Raw genomic sequence first — 19,332 nt, 5'->3', positions numbered from 1 at the left:
TTTCCATTTCTCTATTCACTGCACTTCTTCCGGCGTTCGGGCTCGTTGTGCCACCCGGCCGCCGGAAGAATGCGCCGGGGCCTTACACACTCACATCAACCCATGCCCCGGCACGTCTTCTTCTGCGGTACTTCTCTGCGGGCAGTTCATCCCCTCCCGCACCCCGTGAACTCTTTCCTTGCGACGAGAGAAACGATACAACGCCGACACTTCAATGTCTACAGTGGCGACTGCAGAAATTATGGAGTGGGCTGACCAGGGATTTCCCATCAGGTCAGAAGGCGCGCACGATTCCTCGGTTGTACTGCGATCGATAACCGGTGGGATCCCTCACATACACGGCCTGTGATCCGGGACGGGTATCACGATCGCCTCGAAACACAGCGCCACGAGATCCTCGGGCGGTCCGAAGCCCGGGCCGATTCGAGGTGGGGTACTCAGCGCCTGGTCTCGTACCTGGTCAGGACCACGCCGTCGGGGAACGTCCGGGTCTCCGCCAGGGTCAGGTTCACCCAGTTGTCCAGGGGCGCAAAGAACGGCGTGCCGCCGCCTACCAGGACCGGATGGGTGACCAGCACGTACTCGTCGATCAGCCCGGCCCGCATAGCCCCTGCGGCGAGTGTGGCGCCGCCGATATCCATGGGGCCGCCGTCCTCGGCCTTGAGCCGGGTGATCTCGGTGATCGCGTCGCCGGTGACCAGGCGGGTGTTCCAGTCGACCGTGCGGCTCGTCGAGGAGAACACCACCTTCGGCATGTCCCGCCAGCGGCGGGCGAACTCGATGTCCGCCGGTGTGGCACCCGGCTGCTGGTCGGCGGTCGGCCAGTGGGAGCTCATCGTCTCCCACAGCTTGCGCCCGTACAGCGCCGTGCCGGTCGCCCCCACCCGGTCGGACCACCACTGGAACAGCTCGGCGCTCGGCACACTCCAGCCGAGGTCGTCGCCGGGCGCGGCGATGTAGCCGTCCAGGCTCAGGTTCATGCCGAAGGTCAGTTTTCGCATGGTGTCAGCCTCCCGTGACTCGGTACTCGGTGTACAGACCAGCATGGCGCGAAAGAATCATGGTCAGGTCACACCGAGGACCGGTTCACCACCACGCCAAGCGGATGTGCGTGCGGAAGCGAACGATGAGCGGCACATCCGGAAAGCGGCCCATGACAGGAAGCCCTGACCTGCCGTTGTCCGGACTACATGGAGGTGGGGAGTACCACGAGGAGCCACGCAAGGATCGGCGCGACGAGCACGATGTAGCCGGTGTATTTGAAGAGCGCGCGTTGGAACTTGTCCCGGTCGGGGACTTGGGCGTTGGCCAGGACCATGACACCGTTGCTCGACAAGGGGCTGACGTCGACGATGACGGCGGAGAACGATACGGCGGCAACGAATCCGATGAGGCCGACCTCTCCCATCATCAGCAGCGGTGCGGCGAGCGGGAGGACGATGCCGAGGGTGCCGATGGACGAGCCGACCGCGGACACGGCGGCGACGGCGTAGCAGAGAATCAGCGCGGTCAGTAGCGGGGATCCCAGTGACGCGGCGGCGTCACCGAGGAATTCGAGGGTGCCGTTCGCCTTGAGCACGCTCATATAGGTAAGCATTCCGCAGACGAGGAGGACGGCGGACCAGGTGACATTGTTGACGGCGGGCTTGTGCTTGTTGGGGGCGAGTACGAGGAGGATGGCCGCGATGACCATCGAACACACGCCGACGTCGATCTGGAACACCGCCGATCCGATGAGCAGGGCAACCATGCCGAGCAGGGTGGCGACGCGAATCGGGGTGAATCCGGTGGCTTCGACTTCTTCGAGCCGATCGACGTCGTTGGTCGGCTGCGGCGACCCGGTGGTCAGAACCATCGGGCCGGCGCCGGGCCGTGCGGAGGCAGCGTGCTGGCCGGCGCTCGCGCCGGAGTGAATGAGGTCGCCGCCGCGGGGCTGCGGCGCGGAGCCGCCGGCCACAGAGGGCTGGTCGGGGCCGCTGAGGTCGTCGACGTCGATGACCTGGTCGTCCGCGCGGAGCAGGTCGCGGCCACGGACGAGGAAGAGGCCGAGGGCGAGCACGAAGCTGAGACCGAGCGGAATCAGGTACAGGGCAAGGGGGTTGGTCGGTAGGCCCGCGGACTGGAGCCAGCCGTTGGTGAATGCCCCGTACACCGTGATCGGGGAGAAGGCGGCACCGAGTACGCCGTGACTGATCATCATGCCCATCAGCAGCGGATCGATCTTGTAGCGTTTGGCGATCGGCATGGCAATGGGGGCGAGCATGCCGACGGCGAGCACCGAGCCCATGGTCATCAGGCCGGCACCGAGGAAGAACATCAGCCAGACGATGGCCCAGCGTTTGCCCCGGACGAGTTTGAGGGCCCCGGAGACGATCAGATCGACGGTGCCGTTGACCCGGGCGATGCCGAACAACAGGGTGATTCCGACGATGATGGTGAAGATGCTGCCGGGGAAGAACCCGAAGATGTCGTCCATGGACAATCCGGACAGCCAGCCACCGATGACGAAGGCGGCGGCGAACGCCAGCACACCCATGTTGATGGGTGTCATGGTGCCGATCGCGAACAGCGCTATCAGCGCCGCGATCGAGACGAAGTAGACCATCGGAGATAACCCTTTCGGTGATGCCCGGGAATCCGAGCGCCTGCCGGCATGACGCCGGTGGCAGTGAGCCGATTGCGGCGGCGCCCGATCCCCGAAGGTCCAGGTGGCGCCGCTGCACACCGCTATTGAAGGGTGATGGCAGTCACAGAATCAACCGACGAGGTCAGAAAGCATCCAGATGCTCAACAGGGCGCACCGCGATCGTGACCGGTTGAGCCAATGGCTCAGCATTCGAGTTCTCGTCATCCTGATCGTTCAGCTGTTTTCCGCACACCGGGCCAGAGGCTCGACCGGCCGCGCATCTACAGCAGTTCAGCTCTCGGCTCGGAGCTTCTCCACGATCGGAACGGTTCGCGGCCAGATACGTCGGCTCAGGACGATCTCGGAGCGGGTGCGCAGCACGCCCTCGGTTTTCATGACGGCCTGCAGCACATCCTCGAAGTGGGAGTTGTCGCGGGCGACGAACCGGCACAGCAGGTCCCCTTCGCCGGAGACGGTGTTGGCCTCGATCAGTTCCGGGATCGCGGTCAGCCGTTCGAGGGTTTCGTTGACCTGGCTCTGCGCGATGTGGACGTGCACGAACGCCATGACGGCATAGCCGAGTGGGGCGAGGTTGATCTGGGGGCGCCAGGTCACGATCACGCCGGCCTTCTCCAACTTGGTGATCCGGGCCTGGGCGGTGTTGCGGGCGATGTTGAGTCTGCGGGAGTACTCGCGAACGCCGGCTCGGGGCTCTTCGACGAGGAGTCGGAGCAGGTCGAGGTCGAGTTTGTCGAAGCCGTCCATCGGTGGTCCTGTCGCGAGGGTAGAAATTGGTCCAAATGCGCACTCGGCTATGCGCTCGGCCGTTGCCGTTGAGCACTTGGCAGCAATTTCTCGTTGTCGGTTTATCTCACGGTACAGGTCTGTCTATGTTGTGTGTCACATCGAGCAACGGGTGGTCGGGCGACGAGTGATCGCCCGACACGCCGCCGACCGCGACCGTCGTCGGTAGCGGCCGCGGGATACGGGAAGGAACAGGCGCTGACCATGGGTTACACGCTGGCGGACAAGATCTGGAGGAGCCACGTCGTGCGCTCCGCCGAGGGTGAGCCGGATCTGATCTACATCGACCTTCACCTGTTGCACGAGGTGAATACTCCGGCCGCATTCGCGGGCCTGCGCGCCGCCGGCCGCACCGTCCGGCGACCGGACCTGACCGTCGGTACCGAGGACCACAACACCCCCACCGACGATGTGCTGCGCCCCATCACCGACCCGGCCGCAGTCGAGCAGCTCGACCACATCCGTCGGAACTGCCGCGATTTTGGGATCGAACTGTATTCGTTGGGTGATTCCGCCCGGGGCATCGTTCACGTGATCGGGCCGGAGCTGGGATTGACCCAGCCCGGAATGACGCTGGTCTGCTGCGACTCGCACACCAGCACGCACGGTGCATTCGGAGTGCTCGCCTTCGGCATCGGCACCAGCCAGGTCGAGCACGTCCTCGCCACCCAAACCCTGCCGATGGCGCCGATGAAGAACATGCGCGTGATCGTCGACGGGATGCTGTCGGCCGGGGCGACAGCGAAGGACCTCATCCTGACGGTGATCGAGCAGATCGGCACCGGCGGCGGGCAGGGCTATGTAATCGAATACCAGGGTGAGGCGATTCGCGCCCTGTCGATGGAAGGCCGGATGACGGTGTGCAACATGACCATCGAAGCGGGTGCCCGGGCCGGTCTCATCGCACCGGACGAGGTCACCATCGAGTACCTGCGCGGTCGCCCGCACGTGCCGGCCGGTGCGGCGTTCGAGGACGAGGCCGAGTACTGGCGCACCTTCCATTCCGACGACGACGCAGTCTTCGACAAGGAAGTCCACATCGACGCCGCCACCATCGCCCCCCGGGTGTCCTGGGGGACGACCCCGGCCCAATCCGTCCCGCTCGACGGCTGCGTCCCCGATCCGAACACCTTTCTCGATTCGGTGGACCGAGCCGCCGCCGAACGCGCTCTGGCCTACATGCAGATGACCCCGGGGGCTTCGCTGCGCGACATCGAGGTCGATGCGGTGTTCATCGGCTCGTGCACCAACGGACGGATCGAGGACCTGCGGCAGGTCGCCGCGGTGTGGGAAGGTCGGCGGATCGCACCAGGAGTCGAAGTCCTCGTCGTCCCCGGGTCGGAGGCCGTCCGCGCCCAGGCCGTCGAGGAAGGTCTCGACGAAATCTTCGCCGCCGCCGGTGCCCCGCTGCGGTACTCCGGATGCTCGATGTGCGTGGCCCTCAACGACGACCGCCTACGGCCGGGTCAACGGGCCGCGTCGACCAACAACCGCAACTTCGAGGGCCGTCAGGGACGAGGCGTGATGACGCATCTCGTCTCACCCGCGGTGGCCGCCGCGACCGCGATCACCGGGCGCCTGACCGCGCCCGCAGACTTGAAGGACTGACAACCGATGGATGCTTTCGCCGAACACACGGGAATCGCGGCGCCGCTGCGGATCTCCGATGTCGACACCGACCAGATCATTCCGGCGCGTTTCTGCGTCGGAGTCACCAAGGAAGGGTATGCGGACGCCCTGCTCCACGACTGGCGCCTCGACCCGGAGTTCGTGCTGAACCAGCCTGACTTCCGGAACGCGACAATCCTGGTGGCAGGGGAGAACTTCGGGGTCGGGTCGTCCCGGGAGATGGCGGTCTGGGCGCTGCAGAACTACGGCTTCAAGGTGGTCCTCGCCCCACGGTTCGGGGACATCTTCCGCGGCAACTCCCTGAAGAACGGACTCCTGACCGTCACCCTCGAGCAGTCGGTGATCGACGAACTCTGGAACCTGATCGAGGCCCGCCCGGATTGTCCGGTGACCGTCGACCTGGTTCGCAGGGAAGTGCGGACCAGCGGTGCGAGCTACCCGTTCGAACTCGACGACAACGCCCGTTGGCGGCTGCTCCACGGCTACGACGACATCAGCCTGACTCTGCGTGACGTCGAGGACATCGACACCTACGAAACCACCCGCCGTCCCACCCTGCCCACAACGGCCCGTCCTATCACCGCGGAGACCAGCCATGCCTGAGACCGACCTGACCGACACCAGCGCCCGGATGACGGGCACCGTCCCGCCGTCGAAGATCCTGAGCACCGAGATCCCACGCTACGCAGAAGACTATGCAGCACGGTTACTCGCAATCCCCGACACCGCGTCCGCCGTTGCCGATGCTCTGGACGAGCTCGGCGTCGGTGCGGTAATCAATTCCACTGACCTGAAGCCGGTTTCGAGACAGTCGAGAATGTGCGGCCCGGCAGTGACCTTGCGTTATATCCCGCTCGGTGGAGATGTGAGCGCGAACCGCGAGGGCGGGAACGGTACGACCTTCGGCGACCGCGACCTCTACGGGCTGGGTCGCCCCGGCGACGTCGCGGTCATGGACTGTTCGGGTTCACGATCCGGCGCAGTGATGGGCGCACTGTCCGCCCGCTGGGCGATCAAGGCGGAAATCGGCGGATGCCTCGTCGACGGCGCGATCCGCGACACCGCCTCGATCATCGCCACCGGTCTCCCGGTATGGAGTGCCACCCGGCATCCGGCCGCCGCCCGCTACCGCTACGAGACGATGCAGATGAACGGCCCGGTGTCGTTGTGCGGGCATCTGGTCAATCCTGGCGACTACCTCGTCGCCGACATCGACGGCGTCTGCGTGATTCCGTTCTTCGACGTACCGCGGGTCGTCGACTTCTGCGAAAACGCACACCAGGCCGAGATCGCGTTCATCGACCGCATCGATACTGCCGCGTCCCTGGAAGAACTCGTCGCCGGGCTGACTCCGGGCACCACCCCAGCCTGACCCACCCCGCGCCGCCGACAGACATCACACAAAGGAAGCCAGCCTTGTTCTCCACCCAGCAGACCCGCCCGTCGACGTTCTCCCTCGACGACCGCTACGTCCTCGAAGAAGGATCGGTATACCTGACCGGTATCCAGGCCTTGGTGCGCGTGCTGCGGGACAGGGCCATCCTGGACCGCCGCCGCGGCAACCGCACCGCGTCGTTCGTCTCCGGCTACGAAGGATCCCCGCTCGCCGGCTACGACCTCGAGATCGCGCGCAAACGCACAATCCTCGACGAACACGATCTCGTGCACCGACCTGGCGTCAACGAAGAGCTGGCCGCCACCTCCGTGCTGGGCACCCAGATGGCCCCGCAGATCGGGCACCTCCGCCCCGACGGGGTCACCGGCTACTGGTACGGCAAGTCACCCGGCCTCGACCGCGCCTCCGACGCCATCCGCCACGCCAACCTCGTCGGCACCGATCCGCGCGGCGGCGCCGTCGCCCTCGTCGGCGACGACCCGGGCGGAAAGTCCTCGAGCCTGGCGTGCGCATCCGAGGTCGCGATGGCGGACCTGCTCATCCCCACCCTCTACCCGGCCGACTCGCAGGAAGTGCTCGACTACGGGCTGCACGCGCCGTTCCTGTCCCGGTTCACCGGCCTGTGGTCGGGGCTCAAGATCGTCACCGCCGTCGCCGACGGCGCAAGCTCCGCCGTCGTGCACCCGGACCGGATCGACCCCAGCTTCGGTGACATCGGACCGAGCACCTACACCCCGAACGCCAACCTCGTCGGCCCCAACCTTCTCACCCTCGAACGCAGCCAACTGATGGACCGGTTGCCTCGCGCCCTCGACTACGCACGCATCAACAAACTGAACGAGATCGTCCAGTCGGGGCCCGACGACCGCATCGGCATCATCACCTCCGGCAAGACGTATCTCGATCTGCGCGAGGCACTGTCGACGTTCGGACTCGGTCCGGCAGACCTGCGCCGGTACGGGATCCGGATCCTCAAACTCGGCATGATCTTCCCTGTCGACCCCGAGATCGTGCACCGATTCGCTGCGGGGCTGAACGAGATCATCGTCGTCGAGGAGAAGCGGGCGTTCCTCGAGACCGCGGTCCGCGACATCCTCTACCGGCGCGCCGACGCCCCGGTGGTCATCGGGAAGACCGACCCGAACGGCAAGTCCCTGGTCAACATTTTCGGTGAGCTCGACGCCGATCTGATCGCCAACGCCCTCAGCCGCCGTCTCGGCGACGAGTACGGCATCGAACCGGTGCAGCAGTGGAAGCAGCGCCCCAAAGCCTCGAAAATCGCGCTGCCCCTGCTGGGCCGCACCCCCTACTTCTGCTCGGGGTGCCCCCACAACTCCTCGACCAAGGTGGCACCCGACACGCTGATCGGCGGCGGAATCGGTTGCCACGCCATGGTGATGATGATGGACGACAAACAGGTCGGCGATGTCATCGGACTGACCCAGATGGGTGGCGAAGGCGCCCAGTGGATCGGCATGGCCCCCTTCCTCGAGGAGAACCACCTCATCCAGAACATCGGCGATGGTACCTTCATGCACTCCGGCAGCCTGGCGCTGCGCGCCGCCGTCGCCTCCGGCGAAAACGTCACCTACAAACTGCTCTACAACGCCACCGTCGCCATGACCGGCGGCCAGGACCCGGTCGGTGCCATGCCGCTGGACCGGATCACCCGCCTACTGCTCGCCGAGGGCGTCGAGAAGGTCGTGGTCACCACCGAAGACCGTAAGCGCATCACCTCACTGAAACTGCCCAAGGGCGTCGAGGTCCGAGACCGGGACGACCTCGTCGACGTCCAGCAGGAACTCGCGACGATCCCCGGAGTCACGGTCCTGGTGCACGACCAGGAATGTGCCGCCGAGAAGCGCCGAAAGCGCAAGCGCGGCAAACTGCCCACCCCCACCACCCGGGTGATGATCAACGAACGCATCTGCGAGGGCTGCGGCGACTGCGGCGAAAAGTCGAACTGCCTCTCGGTGCACCCCACCGACACCGAATTCGGCCGCAAGACCACAATCCATCAGTCCTCCTGCAACGTCGACTACTCCTGCCTGAAAGGCGACTGCCCCTCCTTCGTGACCGTCACCCCCGGCCCGAAGGAACAACGCACACCCGTACCGGCCATCCCCGCCGATCTGATCACCGCCCCCACCGTTCCCACCATCGACACCGAATTCGGGATGCGGATCATGGGCGTCGGCGGCACCGGCGTGGTCACCGTCTCGCAGATCCTGGCCACCGCCGCCGTCATCGACGGCAAGTTCGTCCGCAGCCTCGACCAGACCGGCCTGGCGCAGAAGGGCGGCGCTGTGGTCTCCGACCTGAAGATCAGCGCCGAATCCCGGGAGAGTGCCTCGAAGATCGGGCAGGGCCGCTGCGGTCTCTACCTCGGCTGCGACTCCCTCGTCGCCACCGACCCCACCAACCTGAAGGTGGCCAACAACTCCGACACCGTCGCGGTGGTCTCGACCACCGAAATCCCCACCGGGCAGATGGTCGTCGACACCTCCGTCCACTTCCCGGCGATCAGTACGATCCGCACGGCCATCGACGGCGCCACCGCCCGCGCGGTCTACCTCGACCCGGCCCTGCTCTCGCGTGAGCTGTTCGACGACGAGCAGTACACCAACATGCTCCTGATCGGTGCCGCCTTCCAGACCGGCGTCCTGCCGATCACCGCGGTCGCGATCGAGCAGGCGATCACCCTCAACGGTGTCTCGGTCGAGGCGAATCTGCAGGCATTCCGTCGCGGCCGCCAGGCCATCTCCGATCCCGGCGCCCTCACCGCCGCCATCGAGGGCAATCGGCGGGCCGTCGTCGAACCTGCCGCACCGTCCCCCCAGGCCCTCGCCCTCGCCGGCACCGTCCGGGCCGCAGCCGATTCGGAACTCGCCCGCGTCGTGGGACTGCGCACCGCTGAACTCATCGACTACCAGGACACCGATTACGCCCGCGACTACGTGCACTTCGTCGAATCGGTACGCCAACGCGAATCAACGCTCATCGGTGCCTCCACCGCCCTGACCGAGGCAGTCGCGAAGAACCTGTTCAAACTCATGGCCTACAAGGACGAATACGAAGTCGCTCGCCTCGCACTCGATCCGACGTTCGACGCCGCGGTAGTGGACGCGTTCGGCAAGGGTGCGAAACGGTCCGTCCGCCTGCACCCCCCGATGCTGCGCGCCATGGGCATGAAAAACAAACTCTCCCTGGGCTCCTGGGTGAACCCCGGCTTCCGGACCCTGCACCGGATGCGCCGGGTCCGCGGCACCAGGTTCGACGTGTTCGGCTACCACCACATCCGCAAGATGGAGCGTGAACTGATCACCGAGTACCGCGAGACGGTCGAGCAACTCCTACACCCGCTGAACCAGCACAACCTCGCGGCCGCGGTCGCGATCGCCGAACTGCCCGACCTCATCCGCGGGTACGAACAGATCAAGGTGGCCAACGTGCAGACCTACCACCAGGAACTGGCCGCACTCTTGAAGACGTACCCGCACAAGGCACTGGCCGAGAAGCAGGTCGTGTGACACCGACCCTGTCGAACACAACACAGATCGAGAAGGACCATGGATCAAGAAGTTCGTTCCGTCGTGGCACGACGACGACGCCCAGCACCGCATCGACCGCGACGTGTGGATCGAGGCAGGCAAACTCGGCCTCCTCTGCTGCTCGATCCCCGAGGAATACGGCGGCGGGGGAGGCGCGTTCGCTCACGACCTCGCCGTCTTCGACGCGCAGGGCTACGCCGGCGATCTCGCCCTCGGCATCTTCGTGCACTCGGGCATCGTGGCCCACTACATCCTCGAGTACGGCACCGAGGAACAGAAGCAAACCTGGCTGCCCGGTATGGCGACCGGAGAGATCCTCGGCGCCATCGGCATGACCGAGCCCGGCACCGGTTCGGACCTCGAGGCCATCAAGACCACCGCGATCCGGGACGGCGACGAGTACGTGGTCAACGGATCCAAGACGTTCATCACCGTGCCTGCTCGTCGAGGTGGGATTGCGCGATCCCCTCGATCAGCTGGAGGGGTACGCGCAGCAGCCGGTAGCGGAACCGGAGAAGAGCCATCGTGAGACCGCCGGACGTCACACCGCGGCTCGTAACCTGATCGATATGTCTTGTGGACGCCTTGGGGATTATTGAGGCGGAACCGGGGTCGGCTCGCAGCCGATCCAGGGCTGGGATTCGAGTCGCGCTGTCGCGGGTAACCCGAAAACCCCATCCGAGGCAACACCCGCGTACCCCTGCTCCGAACCAGGACCATTCCAATGACCTCACACCGGCACGTCACCACCGATCACGACGAGATCCGCGATTGGATTCAGGCGCATCACGGCGCACCGGCACGATCAGCGGCGACCACTGACACCGCAGGCGCCCTGCATATCGACTTTGTCCGGACCGGCGAGCTCGAGCACATCTCCTGGCAGGAGTGGTTCACCGCGTTCGATGCGCAAGGCCTCGCCCTGTGCTACCCGGATCCGCATCTGCGCGGCGGAGCGAGCGCGTGGTTCGAACTCGTGCCCCGCGGTCTCGGCGACGGGATTCACCGGTGACGTGAGCGGAGTGCCCACCGACACTCCGCGCCCATCGTGGGCGGTGGGGAGGTGTCGGTTGCGTCTACGTACCGGGATACGCCTCGCGAAAGACCACGTCGATCCGAAAGTCGGGGCGCCGGAGGATGTCCGCCGATGGTTCTGCGGTAGCCCGACCACGCCTGTCCGGGAGTTCTCGCGTTGTCTGCGCGGTTCAGCGGCCCGTTCCGTGGGTATCGGGATGGTGCAGTGCGTAGCGGCCGGGCCCGGTGGCCTTGGCCCGGTACATCGCCCGGTCGGCGTGATGAATCAGTTCGTGCGGGGAGACGGCGGCACCGGTGACGGCGATGCCGATACTCGCGGTGATCGGCCCGTCACCCGGGTGCGGGTCCACGGTGGCGATTCGGTCGGCGATCGCAATCACGTCCGCGGGACCGGTGACGGCCGGGCACAGGATCAGGAATTCGTCGCCGCCCAGGCGCGCCACGGTGTCGGTGGGCCGGACCGCGGACCGCAGGCGGTCGGCGAGTCGGATCAGGGCGGCGTCGCCACCGGCGTGCCCCAATCGGGCGTTGAGGTGTCGGAAGTTGTCGAGGTCGATCATCAATACCGCCACCCGGCCGCCGGTGTGTGCGGCTCGGTCGAGGGCGGCACGCAGACGCTCCAGGGCCAGGGTGCGGTTCGGTAGCCCGGTGAGCGGGTCGTGCAGGCTCCGATGCCGTAATCGCTCTTCGGCCTCGATGCGGCCGAGCGCGGTGGACAGCACCGCGGCCACCGCGCACACGAACGCCACGTCGCGTTCCCGTGAGGGGCGTGGTCGGGCGAAATGGGCGGTCAGCACCCCCCAGATCGTGTCGTGGCCGATCGGCACACCGATGCCGCCACCCAGCCCGTGCGCGGCCATGTCCGCGGTGGCGAACCGGCGCTCGCGGGCGCGGTCCGGACAGCACACCACCGCCGCCTCGGTGGCCGCGTACCCGGTCAGCGAGCCGCGACCGGCGGCGACGGTGGTCGGGCGTGGCCCGGGCCCGTGGTAGCCGAGCACCGTCAGCGCCGCCCCGCCGGTCTCCGGCACCCGGGCCACCGCCGCGGACCGCACCCCCAGCAGTGCGGTGACCTCAGCGGTCGCAGCGGTCAGCAGCGTGTCGAGGTCGGCGGTGACGGCGAGCCGGCTCAGCTCGGCGAGTACGTGTTGTTCCCGGCACCGGCGGTCGGCTTCCTCCAGTGCGGCGAGCAGCGGGTGTTCCTGCTCGCCGTCGGTGGACGGCTCCCGGCCGATCACCCCGATCAGCAGCGGGTGTCCGTCCTCGTCTCGCTCGGTCACAAAGACCGACAGGACTGCCGGGATCGGCGCACCGGTGCGCAAGTGCCGCAGCTCCGTCCGCCCGCACCACCGGCCCCGTTCGGTCAGGGCAGCCGAGACCTCGGGTGCCTGCGCCACCGCGGCGTCGGTGCAGACGTCGGCCGTCCTGCGCGCGGACACCTCGCCGCCCTCCGGGAACCCCACCAGGGTGGCCGCGGCGGGGTTCAGATACCGGAGACGGCCCGAACCGAACTCCCACAGCCCCATCGGGGCCGGCGCGCATTCCACCGCGGCGACCAGCTGCGCCGACAACGCCGCGCCCGGGAAGGATCCCGGCTCGGATCGGGTCACCTCTTCTGGGAACCCGGATCGTGCGGCGCGCTCCGGCACCCGGTACGGTTCGAACAACTCAGTCACGACTGGTCGGTTTCATTCTTGCACAACACCTTTCAGTGAATAGGTATGTCGCACCGGCTACCGCATTCGTTTCACCAGAAGACTCGGGCAAGCCGCACTGGTCAACGATTCTGACGACGACACCGCCGTATCTGGTGTTCATCCGCGTCGTCTCCGGGGGGTGCCCAGTGCATGCTGCGCGCCCGGGAGGTTTCCGAAACCCGTCACACCCGTGCGCCGTGAGACGAAAATGCAGACACGGGACTCTCGGATATCCGGTGTCGGCATAATGACGCGTACATACGGTGAGAAGCCGCACATTATTGGGCGCGCTCATTTCGGGGCGCCCCACCTTCTCGAACCGCGCTTCGCGCAAAATTATTCCGGATCGACTGGCCCGATTCCGGGGTGACGATATCGACTCATCTGCCCGGTCGCCTGCCGACCGGGCACCCCGTAGGCCGAGCTCGATGCTTGGCCGCGGACGGCGGCGAGGGGCGCCCTAGCCGGTGATCGCGCAGATCAGGGCGGTGGCCAGGCTGCCCCCAGGTGAGCCGGACCACCGCTGTCGCGAATTGCTCCGTCGGTCGGCTCAATCCGATGCCACCGACGGTGACACTGAGCCACTTCAGGAACGCCTCGAACGGACTTTGAAGTCGAGTCCTGCAGAATCCATCGGAATACACGCCTTACTGGTGATGAATCCCCGGGATCATCGATCGTCGGTTACGGTGTCTATCGCGCTCGAGGTCGTAAAATGTTTCACAAAAAAAGTGTTCTTCTCACATAATGAAATTAACAACCGCCCATAATGTTTTGGGAAAAGGCAATGGGAGTGACTTCGAATTAATCGGCGCATTTGTTTCTCGTGCGTACGTGACCCACGAGGTTGCGGAGGTGGGCCGCGCGCGGCCAAGGCGGAGCGGGCCTGGCTGCCCGGTCCCGCCATCGCGGCGCGGGCAGCGTAGTCAGCGGGTACCCGCTTGCAACTGCGCTCCGCGTGTTTCCCTGCAAGCCGGCCCCGGCCTGGGGGGATTTGGTGTGCGGCCGGATTGAGCGTCGCCGCCCCAGGGTAGTCGGCGGGAACGCACCACCCACCGACCACGGCCCTCACCCTTTTCGCCGCCGCCGGCGCCGAGGTGCACCACTTTTCACTCGACAAAGGGGTTGGGCGATGTCAGGCAAGGGTCAGATGGCGTTGGCCGTCGGTGCGGGATACATGCTGGGCCGCACGAAGAAGATGAAGTTGGCGTTGATGCTGGCCGCCGGCGGGGCGTCCAGACAATTGTCCTCCGGCGGGTCGTTGGGTCTTCTCAACGAGGGCCGCAAGTTGCTCGCGGATTCACCCGAGGTCGCCCAGCTCGGCAAGACGGTCCGCCACGAGCTGATGAACGCGGCGAAGACGGCCGCGGTGACCGCGGCCAGTCAGCGCATCGACTCGCTCAATTCGCGGCTGCAGTCCGGGGAGGGCCTGCTCGGCGACGCCGGGGGCGGGAAGAAGTCGACGCGGCGCCGCGGCGAGGAACCCGAGGACGACTACGAGGACGCGGAGGTCGAGTGGGAGGAATCGGACCAGGAACCGGGCGAGGAGCCGGATGAGGGGGAGGAGCCGGATGAGGACACCGAGGACAAGCCCCGGGCCCGGAAGCGCCCCGCTCCGCGCCGCCGGTCCTCGGGTAGCGGCACGTCCCGGCCCGGCCGGTCCCGGTCGTCCGCCGACGACGATGACGACGAGCTCGCCCGGGTCCGCAGGACGCGTGCCAAGGCGAGCACCGATTCCACCCCGGTACGACGGACCCGGAGGTGATCAGCGATGACTTCGAATCTCGACAGTGCGGCGAAGAAGCTGCGCAAGAACGTATCCGGGGTGTCCGGTGAGGCGGCGTCGGTGTCGCCGCTGCAGAAGGCGGCGCAGGGCCTGCTCGGCACCGTGACCGACAGGGCGGTCTCCGCCGTCTCCGACAAGGTGGCGGGCGCCACCGGTCGGCTCAACGACTACGCCGAGGGCGGCGGCGGAAGCCTGCTGTCCGCGATCACCGGCACCGGCAACGGCAACGGGGACGGGAACGGCGACGGGAACGGGGACGGTGACGGCAACGGTGACGGCAAGTCGTTCCTCTCCGGGCTGACCGACACCGTGAAGGAGAAGGCGTCCGACCTCAAGGACAAGATCACCGGCGGCGGTGGCGGTGGCAAGGGCAAGAAACTCAAGCTCACCAATATCGTCGAAACGATCGATGTCGGGGTGCCGGTCCAGTTGGCCTACAACCAATGGACCCAGTTCGCCGACTTCCCGTCGTTCATGAAGAAGGTCGAGCGGGTGGAGCAGGAGGCGGATGAGAAGCTCGAGTGGAAGGCTCAGATCTTCCTCTCGCACCGAACTTGGGAAGCGTCGATTCTCGAGCAGGTTCCCGACGAGCGGATCGTGTGGCGGTCGAAGGGTGCCAAGGGTTTCATCGACGGTGCGGTGACGTTCCACGAGGTGACCCCCGATCTCACCCGCATCGTTTTGATCCTCGAATATCACCCGAAGGGGTTGTTCGAGAGGACGGGGAACCTGTGGCGGGCGCAGGGGCGACGCGCGCGTCTGGAGTTGAAGCACTTCGGACGCCACGTCATGACGCAGTCGATCCTTCATCCCGACGAGATCGAGGGCTGGCGCGGAGAGATCCGGGACGGCAAGGTAGTCGAACCCGAGGAGTCCGAGGACTACGACGAGGAACCGGCCGAGGACGAAGCGCAGCCCGACGAGGACGAGCAGGACGAAGCGCGGCCGGACGCGGGCGACGAGGACGAGTACGACGAGCCCACCGAAACGGACGAGTCTGAGGAGCCGGAGGAGGACGAGGAACCCGAGGAGCCGGAGGAGACAGACGAGGACGAGGCCGAGGAGCCGGAAGAGGACGAGGCCGAGGAGCCGGAAGAGGACGAGGCTGAGGAGCCGGAAGAGGAGGAACCATCGCCGCCGGTACGCCGGGGCCGCCCGCGCAAGACGGCGGCCGCGAGTGAGGACAAGGCGCCGGCACGCCGTGGCCGCCCGCGCAAGACCGCGGCCAAGTCTGCCGGCTCGAAGCAAAGAGCGCGGCGATGACGTCGATACAACCCGCAAGTCGTGGCGGTGGCGGCGGAGGAGTCAGCGGCGGGCCCAGCTCGAGCAGCCTCGCCGACGTCATCGACACCATCTTGGACAAGGGCCTCGTGATCGACGCGTACGTGCGCGTGTCGCTGGTCGGCATCGAACTGCTGACTATCGACGCCCGTGTCGTCGTCGCCAGTGTCGACACCTACCTGCGGTTCGCGGAAGCGGTGAACCGGCTCGAGATCGGCAGCGAGCCCAAGGGGCTGACGGACCTGGCCGGGGGCGGCGGCGAGAGCGACACCGAATCGAAAACCCAGGGTGCACTCGGGGCGGCCGGTGAAAAACTCGGCGACCTCCTCGGCGGCGGGAAGGAAGAACCTGAGCGCGAACGGGTTTCACGCAAGTCCACGCGAGAGGACCAGTGATGTCGACGTCGGGACAGACCAACGTGCACCCGAAAGCCGACCGGTCGGACCGTTTCGCGCGGGGTGTATTCGTCGAATTGCTCAGTCCCTTGCGGTCTTTGATCGATTGAACAACTGCCGTTCCGGGTGGTCCAGTAGTCCGCACTTTCGTCTTCACTTCGGGCATGCCACACGGGCTGCCGGGTCGTCGAAGGTGGCCCGAGTCGCTCCTCGCGCCCTCGGCCGCGAGGAATGACCGGGCGGCGTCAGGGTGGCGACGTGGCCCGATCGAGGGGTCGCCGCCGCTGCCGGTGTTCCGGCGTCGGCGGGTAACAGCGAGGCCGCACCCTCGATACATCATTATGGAGAGACGACGTGTGGATCCGGATACCGCACTGGGCTACCTCGAAGGACTTCCTGCGCTGGTGCTGCTGGAACGGCTGCCGGTGCCGGTGCTCGCCGTCGACCGCGACGGTCTGGTCGTGCACGTCAATCGCGCGTTCGAGGTCATGATGGGGTATCCGCACGATGCGCTCACGGGGCGATCGATGCGCGACCTGCTTCCGACGTCGTTCCCTCCGCGGCCGGTCGCAGAGGATCTGCAGCAGTCGGCGGGGACGATCGTGACGCTCACGCACCGAGACGGTTCTGCAGTGCGGGCGGCGATCAGCAGGTCCGTGCTGACACGGGTCGACGACCCCGTGCTGCTCGTCTGCTTCCAGGACGTGACCGAGCAGCTGTGGGACGGCGGAAACGCGCCGACCTTCGGGTGAGGCCGCGATCGCGTCGGCCGCCGGCCTGTGCCCGATGCGGCGGGGCGCGGGAAGCCGTCCCGTGAACGCCGTGCGCATCGACTCGCTGGTGGCGAGGATCAGGCTTTCCGCCATCTCGGTGAGAAGTTCTTCCTTGTCCTCGAAGTGGTAGTGCACCACTCCGAGCGACACACCGGCGACCTCGGCCACGCGGCGGATGGCCCGGCACTGTCGGCAAGTCGCCGGAGACGTTGCTGCGAACTCCAGCTTCGACCGCGTTCCGCCGTTTCACCGTAGGTTTTTCGGGGCGATCCTGACGTGTTCACAAGAACGGGTGCCCGAATCGGCGCCCAGAGATGCTGCGGGGGCTGGTCCGCCACCCGTTCGCTGCAAGAGTCGGGGACTCAAAATGAGGTGAGCATCATGAAGAAGATCGCGGTACGCGCCGCAATCGCTCAGCGTATGGGCGACCGGAGACGTGGTGGTGACGGTCCCCGCGGAAACGCGACCGTCTTCTGCTTCGGCGGCCGGTCTACCCGGTGAATCCTTGCGTGCCCGGGTCCGCGGTCAGGTCGTCGGTGTCGGCGAACACTAGGCGACCGTCGTCGAGGGCGACCGCCCACCGGTGCACCGGCGCCCAGGCGTGCCCGCGTTCGTCGCTGTCGGTCAGCTCGGCGTAATCCTCGATGATCCGACCGGTCTGGTCCGCTTCGGATGGCCGGCGGACCAGCACCCGTGCGCCCGTGCCCAACGGGCCGGGCTCGGGTTTCGGGTTGTGTTTCTTCTCCGGCATCGGTCTGCACCTTCCGCTCGCACCGACTCGGATCATAAGCACCTCACCGGCGAAACCTCACCCGGCGCTCCGGGGAGGTGGCGCCGCCCACCCCTGCTCACAATTCACTCCAATAAACACGAGAAACACACGAACTCTCACTGGAATAACGATTTTGATCAATTGTCCAGCAATGTGGACGGTTGTTAAATTTCAATATGTGAGAATATCTCGGGTTTGGTGAAACGTCCTGAGATTGCGAACGCGATAAATGGTGTAAGCGGCGATCGACGATCCCGTGGATTTTCATCCCCATGAAAGGAGTGAATTCTGATGGGTTCTGCAGGAATCGACTTCAGCGTCGCATTCGAGGCGTTTCTGAAGTGGCTGAGCGTGACCTTCGGCGGCGGCATCGGCCTGAGCTGACCGACGGAGCAATCCGGGACAGCGGTGGCCCGGCTCGCCTAGGGGCAGCCGGACCCCCGCCCTGATCAGCACGTACGTGTACGTCGGCGGATCCACGCCGTCGCGGGGACTCGGGCGCAGCAGCTCGCATAACCTTCGCGCCGCGGTACCCGTATGTCGACGGGGCCGGCTAGAAGAGTCGACGTCGTGACCGGATGCGGGCGCACTCAACCCGAAATGCACGATTGTGCGGACAATTCGATTCGACCGTCACGGTTTTTGCCCATGCGACCTTGGATGTGGTCTTCGGGCATTCCGGTGCCACCAAAGGTGGCCGGTATTTCCTTTTCAGAGAGGAGCGTTATGTTGGTCAGACTCGACCCTGCAACGGCCGCCGAGGCCGATCCGCCATGATTGTTCATCTACACCAGCTATCGTCGCCGACCGTGACAACCTTGCGTGGCCCGGCGCTGGCCCTTCTGCGGTTCAATTACCACCTGGTCCGCATACCGTTGCAGCTGGCGGAATGGGGCGTGCTGTCCCGGTTCGACGAGCAGGCCTCGACGCGACTGGCGTATGAGCAACTCCTCATCGACTGCGACCGGCTGGCCGCGCGGCTACTTGGCGACGAGGAGGCGGCCCGGCGAGCCGACGACCTGGATCGGCACATCGTGCTCGTCCGGACGGTGATCGCTCGCAACTCTTACGAGACACAGCGTCGAGGGGTCCTGCTCCTCGACGAACAGCGGGAGCGCTTCCAACGTCGGCGTCGCGAGCGCAAGTACCCGGGCGCACCGCTGTGAACGGGTTGCGCTAGTGGGGCCCTTCCTGGCCGGGGCATCAATTGATCTGAATCACGCTTCGAGGTTGGATTTCCTCGTGCCAAGCGAATTACCTGTGCAGGTGGCGGAACCGATCGCGGTGAGCCACGGGGACACCACACGCAAACAGGAAGATCCGAAGTGCCTGGTATGAACATGCTCTGGACGGTCGTGGTCCTCGTGGCCACGCTGGTGGTGATCGTCGTGTTCGTCGGCGTCGCGGTCACCGCGGACGTCTTATCCCCCCGCCGAGTGCACCGATCAGCTGACACTGCCGCCGCGGATCCGGAGTCACCGCTGCGCGCCGTCGACGCGGCGTCCCGGGTACGCATTGACTGACTTGCCCCGGATAACGGGGTCGCTTCGTGACGGGTTGTGGTAGTCGCGTGGCGGCGATAGCTCC

16 protein-coding genes and 2 pseudogenes are annotated in these 19,332 nt (G+C 66.2%); 12 read left to right on the top strand and 6 right to left on the bottom strand.

Features of this window, described 5'->3' with window-relative positions; genetic code table 11:
• Window positions 1-437 precede the first annotated feature (437 nt).
• The 3 genes from H0B43_RS17275 to H0B43_RS17265 form a co-directional block, all read right to left on the bottom strand.
• Window positions 438-1,001 (bottom strand): dihydrofolate reductase family protein, encoded by a 564-nt coding sequence (locus H0B43_RS17275; protein WP_185726812.1) that lies wholly within the window; start codon window positions 999-1,001, stop codon window positions 438-440.
• A 185-nt stretch (window positions 1,002-1,186) separates the two neighbouring features.
• Window positions 1,187-2,605 carry an SLC13 family permease gene (locus tag H0B43_RS17270; protein WP_185726813.1) on the bottom strand — a complete coding sequence of 473 codons (1,419 nt, stop codon included), beginning with the start codon at window positions 2,603-2,605 and terminating at the stop codon, window positions 1,187-1,189.
• Window positions 2,606-2,917: 312 nt separating this feature from the next.
• On the bottom strand, window positions 2,918-3,391 hold the full coding sequence (locus H0B43_RS17265) for an Lrp/AsnC family transcriptional regulator (RefSeq protein WP_185726814.1): 474 nt from the start codon (window positions 3,389-3,391) through the stop codon (window positions 2,918-2,920).
• 243 nt (window positions 3,392-3,634) lie between these two features.
• On the opposite strand from H0B43_RS17265, the gene leuC reads away from it, so the two are divergent.
• The 6 genes and pseudogenes from leuC to H0B43_RS17235 all read left to right on the top strand — a co-directional run bounded on the left by leuC (window position 3,635) and on the right by H0B43_RS17235 (window position 11,018).
• The gene (gene leuC, locus H0B43_RS17260) at window positions 3,635-5,038 is read left to right on the top strand and encodes a 3-isopropylmalate dehydratase large subunit (RefSeq protein WP_185726815.1); all 1,404 of its coding nucleotides are present in this window, start codon (window positions 3,635-3,637) and stop codon (window positions 5,036-5,038) included.
• 6 nt (window positions 5,039-5,044) lie between these two features.
• Window positions 5,045-5,662, top strand: coding sequence for a 3-isopropylmalate dehydratase small subunit (gene leuD / locus H0B43_RS17255; protein ID WP_185726816.1), 618 nt, complete (start codon window positions 5,045-5,047; stop codon window positions 5,660-5,662).
• Window positions 5,655-6,431: an RraA family protein gene (locus H0B43_RS17250; protein WP_185726817.1), complete on the top strand. Its 777-nt coding sequence runs from the start codon at window positions 5,655-5,657 to the stop codon at window positions 6,429-6,431. Before leuD ends, H0B43_RS17250 begins: the two co-directional genes overlap by 8 nt.
• A 44-nt stretch (window positions 6,432-6,475) precedes the next feature.
• Window positions 6,476-9,985, top strand: coding sequence for an indolepyruvate ferredoxin oxidoreductase family protein (locus tag H0B43_RS17245; protein ID WP_185726818.1), 3,510 nt, complete (start codon window positions 6,476-6,478; stop codon window positions 9,983-9,985).
• 43 nt (window positions 9,986-10,028) lie between these two features.
• Window positions 10,029-10,439, top strand: a pseudogene (locus H0B43_RS17240) (acyl-CoA dehydrogenase family protein); the annotation flags it as partial.
• Window positions 10,440-10,730: 291 nt separating this feature from the next.
• Window positions 10,731-11,018 (top strand): hypothetical protein, encoded by a 288-nt coding sequence (locus H0B43_RS17235; protein WP_185726819.1) that lies wholly within the window; start codon window positions 10,731-10,733, stop codon window positions 11,016-11,018.
• Between the two features lie 193 nt (window positions 11,019-11,211).
• On the opposite strand, the gene H0B43_RS17230 is transcribed toward H0B43_RS17235, so the two are convergent.
• A complete protein-coding gene (locus H0B43_RS17230; RefSeq protein WP_185726820.1) occupies window positions 11,212-12,717 on the bottom strand; it encodes a diguanylate cyclase domain-containing protein in 1,506 nt (501 codons plus the stop codon).
• A 1,153-nt stretch (window positions 12,718-13,870) separates the two neighbouring features.
• Here H0B43_RS17230 and H0B43_RS17225 point away from each other — a divergent pair.
• The 4 genes from H0B43_RS17225 to H0B43_RS17210 all read left to right on the top strand — a co-directional run bounded on the left by H0B43_RS17225 (window position 13,871) and on the right by H0B43_RS17210 (window position 16,952).
• The gene (locus tag H0B43_RS17225; RefSeq protein ID WP_185726821.1) at window positions 13,871-14,503 is read left to right on the top strand and encodes a hypothetical protein; all 633 of its coding nucleotides are present in this window, start codon (window positions 13,871-13,873) and stop codon (window positions 14,501-14,503) included.
• Between the two features lie 6 nt (window positions 14,504-14,509).
• Window positions 14,510-15,787: an SRPBCC family protein gene (locus H0B43_RS17220; protein ID WP_185726822.1), complete on the top strand. Its 1,278-nt coding sequence runs from the start codon at window positions 14,510-14,512 to the stop codon at window positions 15,785-15,787.
• The gene (gvpJ, locus tag H0B43_RS17215; RefSeq protein ID WP_185726823.1) at window positions 15,784-16,200 is read left to right on the top strand and encodes a gas vesicle protein GvpJ; all 417 of its coding nucleotides are present in this window, start codon (window positions 15,784-15,786) and stop codon (window positions 16,198-16,200) included. The genes H0B43_RS17220 and gvpJ overlap by 4 nt, the downstream gene beginning before the upstream one ends.
• A 341-nt stretch (window positions 16,201-16,541) precedes the next feature.
• A complete protein-coding gene (locus H0B43_RS17210) occupies window positions 16,542-16,952 on the top strand; it encodes a PAS domain-containing protein (protein ID WP_185726824.1) in 411 nt (136 codons plus the stop codon).
• Between the two features lie 60 nt (window positions 16,953-17,012).
• Here the strand turns inward: H0B43_RS17210 and H0B43_RS17205 are convergent.
• Both H0B43_RS17205 and H0B43_RS17200 read right to left on the bottom strand, forming a co-directional pair.
• Window positions 17,013-17,150 (bottom strand): annotated as a pseudogene (locus H0B43_RS17205) (TetR family transcriptional regulator); the annotation flags it as partial.
• 313 nt (window positions 17,151-17,463) lie between these two features.
• A complete protein-coding gene (locus H0B43_RS17200) occupies window positions 17,464-17,724 on the bottom strand; it encodes a hypothetical protein (RefSeq protein WP_185726825.1) in 261 nt (86 codons plus the stop codon).
• Between the two features lie 830 nt (window positions 17,725-18,554).
• On the opposite strand from H0B43_RS17200, the gene H0B43_RS17195 reads away from it, so the two are divergent.
• On the top strand, window positions 18,555-18,911 hold the full coding sequence (locus H0B43_RS17195) for a hypothetical protein (protein WP_312033712.1): 357 nt from the start codon (window positions 18,555-18,557) through the stop codon (window positions 18,909-18,911).
• A 168-nt stretch (window positions 18,912-19,079) separates the two neighbouring features.
• Complete coding sequence (locus H0B43_RS17190; protein ID WP_185726827.1) at window positions 19,080-19,268, top strand: hypothetical protein; 189 nt, start codon at window positions 19,080-19,082, stop codon at window positions 19,266-19,268.
• Window positions 19,269-19,332 lie beyond the last annotated feature (64 nt).

Source organism: Rhodococcus sp. 4CII (assembly GCF_014256275.1).
Lineage (GTDB): Bacteria > Actinomycetota > Actinomycetes > Mycobacteriales > Mycobacteriaceae > Rhodococcus_F > Rhodococcus_F wratislaviensis_A.
Note: the sequence above shows the minus strand (reverse complement) of the source record. Positions and strands in the feature narration are given on the sequence as shown.

Excerpts from the sequence above, each read along its gene's own strand:
- H0B43_RS17210 (WP_185726824.1), top strand. The coding sequence starts at position 16,542 with ATGGAGAGACGACGTGTGGATCCGGATACCGCACTGGGCTACCTCGAA.
- H0B43_RS17275 (WP_185726812.1), bottom strand. The coding sequence starts at position 1,001 with ATGCGAAAACTGACCTTCGGCATGAACCTGAGCCTGGACGGCTACATC.
- H0B43_RS17235 (WP_185726819.1), top strand. The coding sequence starts at position 10,731 with ATGACCTCACACCGGCACGTCACCACCGATCACGACGAGATCCGCGAT.
- H0B43_RS17270 (WP_185726813.1), bottom strand. The coding sequence starts at position 2,605 with ATGGTCTACTTCGTCTCGATCGCGGCGCTGATAGCGCTGTTCGCGATC.
- H0B43_RS17225 (WP_185726821.1), top strand. The coding sequence starts at position 13,871 with ATGTCAGGCAAGGGTCAGATGGCGTTGGCCGTCGGTGCGGGATACATG.
- gvpJ (WP_185726823.1), top strand. The coding sequence starts at position 15,784 with ATGACGTCGATACAACCCGCAAGTCGTGGCGGTGGCGGCGGAGGAGTC.
- H0B43_RS17190 (WP_185726827.1), top strand. The coding sequence starts at position 19,080 with ATGAACATGCTCTGGACGGTCGTGGTCCTCGTGGCCACGCTGGTGGTG.
- H0B43_RS17220 (WP_185726822.1), top strand. The coding sequence starts at position 14,510 with ATGACTTCGAATCTCGACAGTGCGGCGAAGAAGCTGCGCAAGAACGTA.
- H0B43_RS17250 (WP_185726817.1), top strand. The coding sequence starts at position 5,655 with ATGCCTGAGACCGACCTGACCGACACCAGCGCCCGGATGACGGGCACC.
- H0B43_RS17265 (WP_185726814.1), bottom strand. The coding sequence starts at position 3,391 with ATGGACGGCTTCGACAAACTCGACCTCGACCTGCTCCGACTCCTCGTC.
- leuC (WP_185726815.1), top strand. The coding sequence starts at position 3,635 with ATGGGTTACACGCTGGCGGACAAGATCTGGAGGAGCCACGTCGTGCGC.
- leuD (WP_185726816.1), top strand. The coding sequence starts at position 5,045 with ATGGATGCTTTCGCCGAACACACGGGAATCGCGGCGCCGCTGCGGATC.
- H0B43_RS17200 (WP_185726825.1), bottom strand. The coding sequence starts at position 17,724 with ATGCCGGAGAAGAAACACAACCCGAAACCCGAGCCCGGCCCGTTGGGC.